This is a genomic window from Streptomyces sp. NPDC127097 (assembly GCF_042724075.1).
GTDB lineage: Bacteria > Actinomycetota > Actinomycetes > Streptomycetales > Streptomycetaceae > Streptomyces.
The window spans coordinates 47,502-62,265 of sequence record NZ_JBHXFI010000040.1 but is presented as its reverse complement, the minus strand read 5'-3'; the positions used below and the strand labels follow the sequence as shown (position 1 = coordinate 62,265).

Below are 14,764 nucleotides of genomic sequence, written 5' to 3'. Positions count from 1 at the left end.
AGGGGCGAGGCCGTAGTGGTGGAACCGTAAGGGAGGGGCCCGGCGTGGCGGACGGGGATGAGCGGGTCGGCGCGTTCTGGCGGGAGTTGGGGCTGCCGGGGCTGATCGATGTGCATACGCACTTCATGCCCGAGCGGGTGATGGCGAAGGTCTGGGCGTACTTCGATTCGGCCGGGCCGCTGGTGGGCCGGGTGTGGCCGATCACGTACCGGTTCGAGGAGGACGAGCGGCTGGCGGTGCTGCGCGGCTTCGGCGTACGCGCCTTCACCTCGATGATCTATCCGCACAAGCCGGGGATGGCGCGCTGGCTGAACGGCTGGGCGGCGGACTTCGCCTCCCGTACGCCGGACTGTCTGCGGACCGCGACGTTCTTCCCGGAGGACGGTGCCGCGGAGTACGTGCGCGCCGAACTGGCCGACGGGGCAAGGGTTTTCAAGGCGCATGTGCAGGTGGGCGGATACGACCCGGCCGATGCGCTGCTCGACCCGGTGTGGGGAGCCCTCGCGGAGGCCGGGGTGCCGGTCGTCACCCACTGCGGGTCCGGCCCGGTGCCGGGCAAGCACACCGGGCCCGAGCCGATCGCACGGCTGCTGGCCCGGCACCCACGGCTGCGGCTGATCGTCGCCCATATGGGGATGCCCGAGTACGCCGACTTCCTGGACCTCGCGCAGCGCTATCCGAGTGTGTACCTCGATACGACCATGGCGTTCACGGACTTCTCCGAGCGGAGCGCGCCGTTCCCGCGGGCGGAGCGCGGCCGGCTCGGGGACCTCGGTGAGCGGGTGCTGTTCGGCAGCGACTTCCCCAACATCCCCTACGGGTACGCGCATGCGCTGGACGTGCTCGCCGGGCTGGAGCTGGGGGAGGACTGGCTGCGCGGGGTCTGTTACGGGAACGCGGCGCGGTTGTTCGGAGTGTGAGCGGGCCGGAGGGCGGGGCGGGCCGCCGCCTTCATGGTGTGGGGAGCGGGGCGGTGGTTGCGGTGGCGGCTGCGGTTGCTGCCAGATGAGACATGGCTACGCGCAGATCGGTGAGGGTGGCCTCGTCCTTGACCCGTTCCGTAGTGGGGTCGACCTTTGGGCCGATGGCGGGGATTTCGCGGCAGGCCGCCGTCACGACCTCGCCGGACATCGTGCGCAGGACCTCGCGTAGCTGGGCGTTGGCGTGGTCCCCGCCGGTGGGGAACGGCGAGGCGGTGATCACCGCGACCGGTTTGCTGACGCATTCGCCGCTGCTGACCAGCCAGTCGAGGGCGTTCTTGAGGACGCCGGGGACTCCGTGCGCGTATTCGGGGCTGACGACGAGCAGGGCGTCGGCGGCCGCGGCGGCGGTGCGCAAGGCGGCGACCGGGGCCGGGGGTGTGGCGTCCTCGCCGTCCAGGTCGGGGTTGAAGTGCGGGAGCGCGCCGAGGTCCGCGGTGGTGGCCGGACCGTCCCAGAAGGTGAGCGCGGAGCGCAGCACCGCACCGTTGGAGGAGCGCGCCCGCAGGCTGCCGGAAAGGGCGAGGAGTCTCATGCCGGCGACGGTACGCGGTCGGTCGGTGGGAGGCGGGGTGGGCCGGACGGGCGCGGGCGGGCGCGGACGGGGAGGGGGCCAACGCGGGCGGTCCACGCGGGCGCGGACGAGCCGGGCGACCCACGCGGCGGTCCACGCGGGCGGCCCGGAGAGGCTGTGGAGGGGGTGGCCGAGGGGCGGCCGGGGGGTCTCGCGGGAGTCCTCCGTAGCCGTCAAGGCAAGGAAAGTGCTGGTCAGGGCCATTGTCAGTGGCAGGTGCGATGCTTAAGAAGTGGTGATCGACCTGGACCGCGCGGGGGGCGGCCCAGGTCGGTCCACGGACGGCCGGCGGATACCGACTCGCGGCAGGCGAGGGGTCGTTGTTGGCTGACGGCTGACGGCTGACGGCTGACGGCTGACGGCTGACGGCTGACGGCTGACGGTGGGCCGTCGTTGGTGGCTGGTGGTGGGCAGGGGTGGGGTGGGGCGGGGGCCCCGGGGCCGGGGGGAGAGGCAGAGAGAGAAGGCATGGCGGATTCTCAGGAGATTCACAGAAAGGCGCAAGGGAGCTCTCACGGGGGCGGGTCAAGCTCCGGAGCATGACCGTGACTTCCTCGTCCTCAGCGTCGTTTCGTCTGCCGGCTCCGGCGTCGTCCTCCAGAGGTGCGCCGGGGAAGCAGCCGGAGCTGTCGCGGGCCGACGGGAGTCCCGTGCGGGTGCTGGTCGTGGACGATGAGACCTCGCTCGCCGATCTGCTGTCGCTCGCGCTGCGTTACGAGGGCTGGGACATCCGCGCGGAGGGGGACGGCGCCGGTGCGCTGCGCTGTGCCCGTAGTTGGCGGCCGGATGCGGTGCTGCTCGACGTCATGCTGCCGGACATGGACGGGCTGACGGTGCTCGGGCGGCTGCGGCGGGAACTGCCGGATGTGCCGGTGCTGTTCCTGACCGCCAAGGACGCGGTCGAGGACCGGATCGCCGGACTGACGGCGGGCGGCGACGACTACGTCACCAAGCCGTTCAGCCTGGAAGAGGTGGTGGCCAGGCTGCGGGGGCTGCTGCGCCGGGCCGGTGCGGCCGCCGCGCGGAGCGAATCGCGGCTGACGGTGGGCGATCTGGTGCTCGACGAGGACAGCCACGAGGTGTGGCGGGACGGCCAGGAGATTCATCTGACGGCCACCGAGTTCGAGCTGCTGCGCTATCTGATGCGCAATCCGCGGCGGGTGCTGAGCAAAACCCAGATCCTCGACCGGGTCTGGAGCTATGACTTCGGCGGCCAGGCCAATGTGGTGGAGCTGTACATCTCGTATCTGCGGCGGAAGATCGACGTGGGGCGGGCGCCGATGATCCACACCCGGCGGGGCGCGGGCTATCTCATCAAGCCGGGCGGGTAGCGGACGGTGAGCGGGAAGCCCGCCACGGCGCCCGAGCACTCCGACCGGCCAGATCGGCACGAGCACTCCGACCGGCCAGATCGGCACGAGCACTCCGACCGGCCAGATCGGCACGAGCACTCCGACCGGCCAGATCGGCACGAGCACCCCGACTGGCCAGGTCGGCACGAGCACCCCGATCGGCCAGGTCGGCACGAGCACCCCGACCAGCAACGGCCTGACCAGCGCCGGCCTGACCAGCGCCGATCTGACCAGCGCCGGCCCGACCAGCGTCGGCCCGACCGGTCCGCCCCGCCCGACCAGCGCCGGCGGCCCCCGCAGCCCCCCGAGCCGTCCGCCTCGCCCAACCACCCCAACCACCCCAACCACCCCAACCACCCCGGTCCCCCGCACCCTCCGAAAGTCCTCCGGCCCCCCGCCCCCCGTCGCCGATGGTCTCTCCGGACCCGGCTCGTGGTGTCCGCGGTGGCCCTGATCGCGGTCGTCGCGGCCGTCATCGGGACTGTGACCAGCATTGCGCTGCACTCCTATATGCAGGGGCAGTTGGACCGGCAGGTGCATGACTTCGTGATGCGTGCCCAGATGCCGCGGCCACATGATCCGCGGCTTCCCCAGGGCAGCCTGGACTTCGTGGCGATGGCCCAGCCCCTCGACGCCGTGGGGGCGCGGATCGGGCCCGGGGGGACGGCCGAGGCCGGAGCGAAACTGACCAACCCGACCGGCCGGCTGCCCGAGGAGCGGCTGACGGACCTGACCAAGGCGCAGGTCGCGGCGCTGAACAGGGTGCCGAGGGACGGCCGGTCACACACCGCCGAGCTGCCCGGACTCGGTGACTACCGGGTGGAGTCCGCCAAGGACGGCTCCCTGGTGCTCGGCCTGCCGCTCGCCAATGTGCAGAAGACCGTCGGCAGGCTCGTCCTCATCGAGGCGTGTGTGACGGCCGCCGGGCTGGCGGCGGTCGGGCTCGCCGGCTCCGCCATGGTCGGGATCGCGCTGCGGCCGCTGCGCCGGGTCGCCGCCACCGCCACACGGGTCTCCGAACTCCCGCTCCACCAAGGCGATGTGGCGCTGCATGTCCGGGTGCCGGCGTCCGAGTCGGACGGGCGTACGGAGGTCGGGCAGGTCGGTGCGGCGCTGAACCGGATGCTGGGCCATGTCGGTTCGGCGCTCGCGGCCCGTCAGGAGAGCGAGACGCGGGTGCGGCGGTTCGTCGCCGATGCCAGCCATGAGCTGCGTACCCCGCTCGCGTCGATCCGGGGTTACGCCGAGCTGACCCGGCGCGGGCAGGAGCAGCCGGGGCCGGAGACCCGGCACGCCCTGGGCCGGATCGAGTCGGAGGCGGAGCGTATGACGGGGCTGGTGGAGGATCTGCTGCTGCTCGCCCGGCTGGATTCCGGGCGTCCGCTGGCGTACGAACCCATCGATCTGTCACCGCTGGTGGTCGATGCGGTGAGCGACGCCCGGGTCGCCGGGCCCGGTCACCGGTGGCGGCTGGAGCTGCCCGATGAGCCGGCGGTGGTGTACGGCGATGCCGGGCGGCTGCACCAGATCCTGGTGAATCTGCTCGCCAATGCCCGTACGCATACGCCGGAGGGGACCACGGTGACCGCGAGCGTACGGGCCGCTGCGGGCGCTGCCGCCGGTCGCGGCGGGGGCGTCCAGCTGGAGGTGCGGGACGACGGGCCGGGCATTCCGGCGGAGCTTCTCCCGCATGTCTTCGAGCGCTTCGCCCGGGGCGATGCCTCGCGTTCGCGGGCCGCCGGGAGCACCGGGCTCGGCCTCGCCATCGTGCAGGCGGTGGTGGCTGCGCACGGCGGCACGGTCGGGGTCGGCAGTGTGCCGGGGCGGACGGTCTTCACGGTGACACTGCCGACGGCGGCGGCCCCGTCGAAAGCGTGCGAGACGGCGTGCGAGACGGCGGGAGGGACGGCGGGAGGGACGGCGTGCGAGACGGCGGGAGGGACGGCGCCGGGCACCGGCCGGTAAGCCGCCCGTCACGAGCCCGGAGCACGACCCGGAGGAACCGGCCACGAGCCGGGAGGAGAACCGTCCACGAGCCGGACACGAGCCGGGACGAACGGGCCACGAGCCGGAAGGTACCCGTCACAAGCCCGAAGGCCCCGGTCAACGGCCGGGCGACGCACCGGTCACGAGCCCAGCTTGCCGCGCCGCTCCCCGGCCAGGGCTGCCGCGCCGCTCCCCGGCCCGGGTAGCCGCGCCGATCACCGCCCGCCCCCCACCCACTCACAGCCGCACCACAGCCTCACCACACCCCCATGACAGCCGGTCCGGCGAACGTCGTGGCATGACGACGACACCGCCGCCCCGCACACCGCCGCCCCGCACACCGCCGCCCCGCGTCCCGCTGGGCTCCCTGCCACCACGTGAGCATCTGCGGCTCGGCCAGAGCGCGACCGTCCTCGATGTGGTGATCCCCGTGTACAACGAGGAGCGCGACCTCGAAGCCTGTGTGCGACGGCTGCGCGAGCACCTCGTCCGCACCTTCCCGTACGGCTTCCGGATCACCATCGCCGACAACGCGAGCACGGACCGTACGCCGGAAGTCGCCGCCGACCTCGACGAGGCGCTCGACGAGGTCACCGCGGTACGGCTGGAGCAGAAGGGGCGGGGGCGGGCGCTGCGCACCGTGTGGTCGCTGTCCGAAGCGCCGGTGCTGGCCTATATGGACGTCGATCTGTCCACCGACCTCAACGCGCTGCTGCCGCTGGTGGCGCCGCTGATCTCCGGGCACTCGGATCTGGCGATCGGCTCCCGGCTCAGCCGGAGCGCACGGGTGGTGCGGGGGCCGAAGCGGGAGTTCATCTCCCGGATGTACAACCTCATCCTGCGGGGCTCGCTCGCCGCACGGTTCTCCGACGCGCAGTGCGGGTTCAAGGCCATCCGCGGTGAGGTCGCCGAGCGGCTGCTGCCGATGGTCGAGGACACCGGGTGGTTCTTCGACACCGAGCTGCTGGTGCTCGCGGAGCGGGCCGGGCTGCGGATCCACGAGGTGCCGGTGGACTGGATCGACGACCCGCACAGCACCGTGCATCTCGTGCGGACGGCCGCCGAGGACCTCAAGGGCGTCTGGCGGGTGGGGCGGGCGCTGGCGACCGGCGGGCTGCCGCTGGACCGGCTGGCCCGGCCGTTCGGGGACGATCCGCGGGACCGTGAGCTGACCGGGGTGCCCGGCGGGCTGGCCCGTCAGCTGGTCGGCTTCTGTGTCGTCGGCGGGCTGAGCACCCTGCTCTACCTCGGCCTCTACTCCCTCTTCCGCCTCGGGACGGGCGCCCAACTGGCCAATGCCGCCGCGCTGTTGGTGTCGGCGCTCGCCAATACGGCCGCCAACCGGCGGCTGACCTTCGGGGTACGGGGCCGGGACCGGGCGGTCCGCCATCAGGCGCAGGGGCTGGTGGTCTTCGCCATCGGACTGGTGCTGACCAGCGGCTCGCTCGCGGCCCTCGACGCCGCCGGGGGCAGCGCCGCGCACGGCACCGAACTCGCGGTGCTGGTGTCCGCCAACCTCGCGGCGACGGTGCTGCGTTTCCTGCTCTTCCGCGCCTGGGTCTTCCCGGACCGCGAGCGCCGGGACGACCTCGCCGCGGCGCCGCACCCCTCGTACGACCGGAACGACCTCACCAGGAGCACTCGATGACCCCGCAACAACGGCCCGGCACCCCGGCCCCGCCGCCGTCCGCCGCACAGGAGGGCGTGCCGCTGTCGCTCACCGACGCCCCGACGCCCGTGGCACCGGAGCCGGCGGCCCGCTGGGAGCGGCCCGCACTGCTGGCATTGCTGCTGGTCACGGCGGTGCTCTACCTCTGGAGCCTGGCCGCTTCCGGCTACGCCAACCAGTTCTACTCGGCTGCCGTACAGGCCGGCAGCGAGAGCTGGAAGGCATTCTTCTTCGGTTCGTCGGACGCGGCGAACTCCATCACCGTCGACAAGCCGCCGGCCGCGCTGTGGCCGATGGCGCTGTCCGTACGGCTCTTCGGTCTCAGCTCCTGGGCGGTGCTGGTGCCCGAGGCGCTGATGGGCGTGGCGGCGGTCGGGGTGCTCCATGGGGCCGTACGGCGGCGGTTCGGCGCGGGCGCGGGGCTGCTCGCGGGCGGCGCGCTGGCGGTGACGCCGGTCGCGGCCCTCATGTTCCGCTTCAACAACCCCGATGCGCTGCTGTGCCTGCTGATGGTCTGCGCGATCGCCTGCGTCCTGCGTGCCCTGGAGGACGGCCGGACGAAGTGGCTGGTCCTGGCCGGGGTCTGCTTCGGGCTCGGGTTTCTCACCAAGACGCTCCAGGCGTGGCTGATTCTGCCGCCGCTCGCCGTCGTCTACGCCTGCTGTGCGCCGGTCGCGCTGCGCCGGCGGTTCGGTCAGCTGCTGCTCGCCGGGCCGGCGATCGTGCTGTCCGGCGGCTGGTGGGTGGCGCTCGTCGAACTGTGGCCGGCGGCCTCCCGCCCGTATATCGGCGGCTCGCAGCACAACAGCTTCCTGGAGCTGACCTTCGGCTACAACGGCTTCGGGCGGATCACCGGCAACGAGACCGGCAGCGTCGGGGGCGGCGGCCGTCCCGGCGGCGGCGGTGGCTGGGGCGAGACCGGCATCACCCGGCTGTTCTCGTCCGACATGGGCGGGCAGATCTCCTGGCTGCTGCCCGCGGCGCTGATCCTGCTGGTCGCGGCGGTGGCGGTGCTCTGGCGGGCGCGGCGCGCGGTCGCCGCCGAACAGGCCGCGCAGCGGGCGGAGTTCCTGGTCTGGGGCGGCGCGCTGCTGATGACCTTCACGACCTTCAGCTTCATGTCCGGGATCTTCCATCAGTACTACAACATCGCGCTGGCCCCGTATATCGCGGCGCTGGTCGGGATGGGCGCGGCGCTGCTGTGGCGGCGCGGCGGACGGCTCGCCGCATACGTCCTGGCCGGGACGGTCGCGGTGACCGCCGGATGGTCGTTCGTGCTGCTGAACCGCTCGCCGGACTGGCTGCCGTGGCTGCGCTGGACCGTGGCGGCCCTCGGCCTGCTGGCGGCGCTGGGGCTGCTGGTGGCGGTACGACGGGACGGGGCGCCGGCGGTGGATCGAGCGCCGGCATCGGAGGGAGCGTCGGCAACGGGCGGAGCCCGTGGGCCGGGTGGCGCGCCCGTATCGGGTGGCGCGCCTGCATCGGGTGGTGCGCCTGCGTCGGACAGCAGGCCGGTATCGGGTGCTGCCCCCGTACGGGCGGGCCGGCGGATCGCGGTGCTCGCGGCCGGGCTCGGGGTGGTGACGGCGCTGGCCGGGCCGGTGGCGTACACGCTCAATACGGTCAACACGGCGAAGGGCGGCTCCATCGTCACGGCCGGTCCCTCGGTGCGGGGCGGCATGGGCGGCCCCGGCGGCGGGTTCCCGCGCGGCAGGATGCCGGGCGGCGGCATGCCGGGCCACAACGGCGGGGCACCGGGTGGCGCTCCGGGTGGCGGGGCACCGGGCACCGGCCAGGGCGGCCGGGCCGCCGGCCAGGCCCTCCCGCCGGGCCAGGGCGCCCAGGGCCGGGGTCCGGGCGGCATGGGCGGTCTGCTCAACGGCGCCAAGGTCAGCGACCAGGCCAAGGCGCTGCTGGTGAAGGACGCGGACGACTACACCTGGGCGGCCGCGGGCACCGGCTCCCAGACCGCCGCGAGCTACCAACTCGCCACCGAGAAGCCGGTGATGGCGATCGGCGGCTTCAACGGGAGCGACCCGTCGCCGACCCTCGCGCAGTTCAAGACGTATGTCGCGGAAGGGAAGATCCACTACTTCATCGGCGGCGGATCGGGCGGTGGCCCCGGTCGTCCCGGCGCCAAGGGGCCCGGCGCCAAGGGCCGCCCCGGCGGTACCGGCGGTCCCGGTGGCGGCCAGGGAAGCGCGTCGCGGATCGACTCCTGGGTGAAGCAGAACTTCAAGAGGGTCACGGTCGGCGGCGCCACCTTCTACGACCTGACGAAGCGCGGGTGATGCCGCCACCCAGCACCTCACGAAGAAGGGCTGAACGAAGAACGGCCGGCACCCTCAGCCCGGCATGAAGACGCCGGGCCCCAGCCCCACCCCGGCCCCCGGCCCCCACCCCCGGACGTTCACCCCGCCGACGACCCGTCGATGCTCCCCCTCCCGCTCCGTCCGCTACCTCTCGGTCCGTTACCCCTCCATTTGAGGGAGAGCGTTCCGGATGGCTGAAAATGATGCCGTCTCGGCCATCCGGAACGCGGCACATGAGCGAGAGGGCACGACGCAGCATGGAGAACGACCACCGGGCCACCGGCCATCACCCCGCCGAACGGACGGACCACAGCTCCCCGGGGGCCGGTCCGGGCCCGGCGGGCGGGGAGGTGCAGGCGGAGCTGACGAGCTTCGTCGGGCGTCGGCGGGAGGTGGACGGGGCGCGCCAACTGCTCACCCGTACCCGGTTGTTGACGCTGACCGGGGCGGGTGGCATCGGCAAGACCCGGCTGGCGCTGCGGGTGGCCTCGGAGGTGCGGCGGTCCTACCCCGGCGGGGTGTGGGTGGTGGACCTGGCGCCGCTGGAGGACGGCGCCCTGCTCGCGCAGACGGTGCTGGCCGCGCTGGGGCTGGACCACGATTCGGCCCGGCCGCCGATGCGGACGCTGGCCGACCATCTCCAGGACCGGCGGCTGCTGCTGGTGCTGGACAACTGCGAACATCTCCTGGACGCCTGCGCGGAGTTGATCCGGGTGTTGCTGGCGGCGGCACCCGGTATGCAGGTGCTGGCCACCAGCCGGCAGGCGTTGCGGGTCGAGGGTGAGCACTTGATGGTCGTACCGCCGCTGTCGACGCCGGAGTTGGGCCACCCGGTGCCGCCCGGGGAGCTGGCCAGGTACGAGGCCGTGCGGCTGTTCGCCGACCGGGCCCTGGCGGTGTACGGCGACTTCATCCTCAGCCCGGACACCCTGGTGACGGTCGCCCGGATCTGCCACCGGCTGGAGGGCATACCGCTGGCCATCGAGCTGGCGGCGGCCCGGCTGCGGGTACTGTCGCCCCGTCAGATACTCGACCGGCTCGACAACCGCTTCGCGCTGCTGACCCGCGGCAGCCGCGCCGCGCTGCCCCGTTGGCGGACCCTGCGGGCGGCGATCGACTGGAGCTACGAGCTGTGCACGCCGCCCGAGCAGCGGCTGTGGGCGTCGCTGTCCGTCTTCTGCGGCGGGTTCGACCTGGAGGCGGTCGAAGAGGTCTGTGCCGGGGAGGGGCTGCCCCGCGAGACGGTGCTCGATGTGGTGACCGAGCTGGTGGACAAGTCGATCCTGAGCCGCGAGGACCACCAGGGCCAGGTGCGGTACCGGATGCTGGAGACCATCCGGCAGTACGGTCGCGCCCTCCTTGAGGACGGCGGGACCGGCCCGCGGCGGGAGACCGTACGCCGCCGCCACCGCGACCACTACCAGCAGTTGGCCACCCGTGCGGAGGCCGAGTGGTTCGGCCCCCGGCAGATGGCGTGGTTCGCCCGCCTGCGCCTGGAGAACGCCAACCTCCGGGCGGCGCTGGAGTTCTGCCTGGGGACGCCCGGGGAGCACCGCGCCGGGCTCCAGCTGGTCACCTCGCTGTGGAGCCACCGGCTCGGGGTGAGCGGAGTGGAGGAGCAGCGCAGCTGGCTCGGCCGGGCGCTGGCGCTGGACACCGGTCCCAGCCCGGCCCGCGCCAGGGCGCTGTGGGTCGACGGCTGGCTCGCCTTCCTGCGCGGGGACGTGGCGACCGGGCACGCCCGGCTGGCCGCCTGCCAGGAGCTCGCGGACACCCTGGGCGAGGCCGGGCCGCTCGCCGACGCGGTGCAGTTCGCCGGTCTCGCCGCGCTCTTCCAGGACGAGTTCCGCCGGGCGATACCCCTGCTGGAGGACGCGCTCGGCCGGCACCGCGCCAACGGGGACCTCGGGGCCCAGTGGACGACCCTGTTCCTGCTCGCCCTCTCGTACTGCCTGGCCGACGACCCCCGGGCCACCCCGCTCGGCGAGGAGTGTCTGGCCCTGTGCGACACCCATGACGCGCGCTGGTCCCGTTCGTACGCGCTGTGGGCGCTCGGGCTCCAGCGCTGGCTGGCCGGGAGCACCGGGGAGGCGATCGCCCTGCTCCAGGACGCGTTGCGGGGCGAGCTCCCGCACTACAACCTGCTGGCCACGGCCCAGTGTCTGGAGGTGCTCGCCTGGGCCACCGCGCGGGACGGCAAGCCGCTTCAGGCGGCCAGGCTGCTCGGGGCGGCGCAGACGCTGTGGGTGTCCCTGGGAGCCGCACTGCCCGGTCTGGGCCGTCTGCTCCAGCATCACACCGAGTGCGAGCTGCGGCTGCGGAGTGCGCTCGGCGACGCGCCCTTCGCCGCCGCGGTACGGGACGGGGCCGGCCTCCCCCTCGACGAGGCGATCGCCTGCGCGCTGGGCCGCCCGGACCCGGTCGAGGAGCGGCCGGCCCGGCCGGGCGCGCCGGGGCCGTTGACCCGGCGGGAGCACCAGGTCGTCTCGCTGCTCGTGGCGGGACTGACCGACAAGGAGATCGCCGCCAGGCTCGTGATCTCCGCCCGCACCGCCGAGGGGCATGTGCAGCGCATCCTGGCCAAACTCGGCTTCCACTCCCGGACCCAGGTCGCCGTCTGGGCCGTCGCCCAGGGCGTTACGGCCCCCTGACCGGTCCTCTGACCGGCCCCCGAGCCCCTGACCGTCCCGCCGGGCGGGGCCCGCTCCCGGATGCAGGTACCCGCGTACAGGTAGTTCTCCGCTACCGCCGGGCGGGCCGCGACGGTGATCGTGGTGCGGCGGTCGCCGCGTCGGGGGCGGCGACCCGTCCGGTCCGCCGGACGGGTCTCCCGATGCGTCCGGCGGACCGTCCCGCGCACGGTGGCGTTCCGCTCGCCCGCGCGGAGGAGCAGGGGGCGTGGTGCCGGGTCGGGTGCCACCCCTCACCACGACCAGCAGGAAGAAGTGGGGCACCGGAAATGACTGCACGATGGGCCGGGAGATCCGGCCGTCTGTGTGCGCGCTTGGGTACGGCGGTGGCGATCGCCCTGACGATGTGCCTCGGGCTCATCGTCACGCCGTTCGGGACGGGGGAGGCGCGGGCCGATGGCGGCCGGGACTGTAGCCAGCCCCTCCAGTGCGTGACGATCTACAGCAAGCTGGAGGCGCCCAACTGGCGGGTGCTGGACGTCGCACGGGGCTGGGGCGGCGACGGCGCCGCGAACTGGGGGCACCTCAACGTCGTGCCGAAGGGCGACCCGACCGGCGACAACCAGAAGTTCCAGCTGCGGAACACCGGCGACGGCAGTTTCCAGATGGTGGTCAACGACGGCGGCAAGTGCATCGCCCAGGACGACGGTCACTACCTCGGATGGATGGCGGAGGCCGACTGTGCGAACGTCGACACCCAGAAGTGGTACCTCCAGCCGACGCCCTCCGACGGGTTCATGATCCGCTCGGTCAAGGACGACTCCTGCATGAACGCCCAGGGCGGGTACAGCGGGCAGAACTTCGTCTACCACTCGAACCACGTCGGGTCCTACACCTGCAACTCCGGCGACCAGGCGTCGTTCTTCAGCATCCACGACCCGGCCGCCGGGGACGCGCGGGAGACCCCGGCCATGTACAGCCTCGCGGCGTCCTATGCGATGACCAAGTGCGACAAGGACCACGCGTACTGCAAGTGGGAGATCACCGACCGTTCCGAGCCCACGTACGGGACCCCGATCTGCCGCGGTCACACCGACAAGAACGAGACCGGCGGCGACCTGACCAAGGAACTGACCCAGACCGAGACCAGCATCGAGTCCACCACGACGGGCTCGGCGATCCAGGACACCGCCGAGGTGGGCGTCACCCTGACGCTGGGCGTGAAGGACGTCTTCTCGGCGCAGCTGGGCGCGAAGTTCAGCCACTCCTGGCAGAGCAACTACGCACGCACCACCGGTAGCCAGAAGACCTGGTCGGAGAAGGTGAGCATCACCGTTCCCGACGGCCAGTACGGCTGGGTGGAGGAGCGGCCCCGGACCCAGGACCTGACCGGCCACTTCGTCTTCGACATCAACGGCTGGGGCCAGTGGACCTACGGCGCCGACAGCAGCAACCCGGCCGTGGCCAAGATCGCCCTCGGCGGTGGCGACGAAGGGAACGGGCTGTGGGTCAGCAAGACCGGCGCCGACCTGCCGGAGTACTGCTGACCACGGGTACCCGCGACCCGGCCAAAAATAAAATGTACGGCGTATAGCACTCCCTGTACGGTGTAAATGATTCGCTCATACACCGTACAGGGAGCCCGTATGTCCCCCGTGGCCTCCGACGCCACCACCACGCTCCAGCCACCGGGCCGGACCGCCGCCCGCTGGCTGATCCTCGCCGTCATCTGCCTGGCCCAGCTGACGGTCATCCTCGACAACACCGTCCTCAACGTCGCCATCCCTTCCCTCACCGGGGAACTGGGCGCGAGCACCGCCGACGTCCAGTGGATGATCAACGCCTATTCGCTGGTGCAGTCCGGTCTGCTGCTCACCGCGGGCAACTCCGCCGACCGCTACGGCCGCAAGAAGATGCTCGCCGTCGGCCTGGTGCTCTTCGGCGTCGCCTCGCTCGGCGCGGGGCTCGCCCAGTCGCCCGGTCAGCTGATCGCGGCCCGCGCCGGGATGGGCGTCGGCGGCGCGCTGCTGGTGACCACCACCCTCGCCGTCGTCATGCAGATCTTCGACGACGACGAGCGCCCCAAGGCCATCGGCATCTGGAGCTCGGTCAACTCGCTCGGGTTCGCGGCCGGGCCGCTGATCGGCGGCACGCTGCTCGACCACTTCTGGTGGGGCTCGCTGTTCCTGGTCAACCTGCCGGTCGCCGTCATGGCGCTGGCCGCCGTCATCGCCCTCGTCCCCGAGTCCAGCAGCCGCGGCGGCGAGTGCCCTGATCTGCTGGGCGCCCTGCTCTCCATGATCGGCATGGTCGGCGTGGTCTTCGCGATCATCTCCGGGCCGGTCACCGGCTGGCTGTCCGGCCGGGTGCTGGTCTCCGCCGCCATCGGCCTGGCCGGCCTCGCCGCCTTCGCGCTCTGGGAGCTGCACGTCCCGTATCCGATGCTGGACATGCACTTCTTCCGCAACCGCCGGTTCATCGGTGCGGTCGCCGGCGGCATCCTCGTCGCCTTCGGCATGGGCGGCTCGATGTTCCTGCTCACCCAGCATCTCCAACTGGTCCTCGGCTACGGCCCGCTGGACGCCGGACTGCGGATGGCGCCGCTCGCGGTCACCGTCATCCTGCTCAACTTCACCGGTCTGAGCGCACGGCTGCTGCCCCGGCTCGGCACCCCCGGCATGATCGTCTCCGGGATGTCGCTGCTCGCGGCCGGCCTCGCCGCCATCTCGCTGCTCGGCGGCGACGGCTACGGCGGCATGCTGACCGGCCTGATCGTGATGGGCGTCGGTGTCGCGTTCGCCATGCCGGCGATGGCCAACGCCATCATGTCCGCGATCCCGCCGGCCAAGGCCGGAGTGGGGGCGGGGGTCAACGGCACACTGATGGAGTTCGGCCAGGGCCTCGGTGTCGCCGTCCTCGGCGCGGTCCTCAACTCCCGCTTCGTCGCGCTGCTTCCGCTGGCCGCCGCCGGCGCCGGCTCGCTGCCCGCGGCGCTCGCCCGGACCCGTACGGACGCCGAACGCACCGCCGTCCACGACGCCTTCGCGGCCGGTATCGGCACCAGCCAGCTGGTCGGCGCGGCCGCGGTGTTCCTCGGCGGACTGGTCGCCGCGCTACTGCTGCGCCGGGCGGAGCGGGCCGGCCAGGACCCGGAGGTGCCGGCCACGCCCGCCGGTGCGGAACCGGCGGCCGCCCCGGCGGAATAGCATCGGCGGGTACGTGATCGTGAACGGCGCGTACCGACGGCACGTATGACCACGC

At 72.8% G+C, this 14,764-nt stretch carries 9 protein-coding genes; 8 read left to right on the top strand and 1 reads right to left on the bottom strand.

Translation table 11 applies throughout. The features are described from left to right. Positions 1-44 precede the first annotated feature (44 nt). On the top strand, positions 45-920 hold the full coding sequence (locus ACFWJW_RS26370; RefSeq protein WP_387246047.1) for an amidohydrolase family protein: 876 nt from the start codon (positions 45-47) through the stop codon (positions 918-920). 31 nt (positions 921-951) lie between these two features. On the opposite strand, the gene ACFWJW_RS26365 is transcribed toward ACFWJW_RS26370, so the two are convergent. After that, on the bottom strand, positions 952-1,515 hold the full coding sequence (locus tag ACFWJW_RS26365) for an NADPH-dependent FMN reductase (RefSeq protein WP_387246045.1): 564 nt from the start codon (positions 1,513-1,515) through the stop codon (positions 952-954). A 578-nt stretch (positions 1,516-2,093) separates the two neighbouring features. Here ACFWJW_RS26365 and ACFWJW_RS26360 point away from each other — a divergent pair. The 7 genes from ACFWJW_RS26360 to ACFWJW_RS26330 all read left to right on the top strand — a co-directional run bounded on the left by ACFWJW_RS26360 (position 2,094) and on the right by ACFWJW_RS26330 (position 14,709). Further along, entirely contained in the window at positions 2,094-2,885 is a 792-nt protein-coding gene (locus ACFWJW_RS26360) for a response regulator transcription factor (RefSeq protein WP_387246043.1), read from the top strand. Positions 2,886-3,350: 465 nt separating this feature from the next. Further along, a complete protein-coding gene (locus tag ACFWJW_RS26355; RefSeq protein ID WP_387246041.1) occupies positions 3,351-4,871 on the top strand; it encodes a sensor histidine kinase in 1,521 nt (506 codons plus the stop codon). A gap of 319 nt (positions 4,872-5,190) precedes the next feature. After that, a complete protein-coding gene (locus tag ACFWJW_RS26350; protein WP_387246039.1) occupies positions 5,191-6,540 on the top strand; it encodes a glycosyltransferase in 1,350 nt (449 codons plus the stop codon). Then, positions 6,537-8,852 carry an ArnT family glycosyltransferase gene (locus tag ACFWJW_RS26345; protein ID WP_387246037.1) on the top strand — a complete coding sequence of 772 codons (2,316 nt, stop codon included), beginning with the start codon at positions 6,537-6,539 and terminating at the stop codon, positions 8,850-8,852. Before ACFWJW_RS26350 ends, ACFWJW_RS26345 begins: the two co-directional genes overlap by 4 nt. A gap of 254 nt (positions 8,853-9,106) precedes the next feature. After that, on the top strand, positions 9,107-11,524 hold the full coding sequence (locus ACFWJW_RS26340; RefSeq protein WP_387246035.1) for an ATP-binding protein: 2,418 nt from the start codon (positions 9,107-9,109) through the stop codon (positions 11,522-11,524). A gap of 365 nt (positions 11,525-11,889) precedes the next feature. Beyond that, entirely contained in the window at positions 11,890-13,050 is a 1,161-nt protein-coding gene (locus ACFWJW_RS26335; protein WP_387246033.1) for an RICIN domain-containing protein, read from the top strand. A gap of 99 nt (positions 13,051-13,149) precedes the next feature. After that, positions 13,150-14,709 carry an MFS transporter gene (locus ACFWJW_RS26330; protein WP_387246031.1) on the top strand — a complete coding sequence of 520 codons (1,560 nt, stop codon included), beginning with the start codon at positions 13,150-13,152 and terminating at the stop codon, positions 14,707-14,709. Positions 14,710-14,764 lie beyond the last annotated feature (55 nt).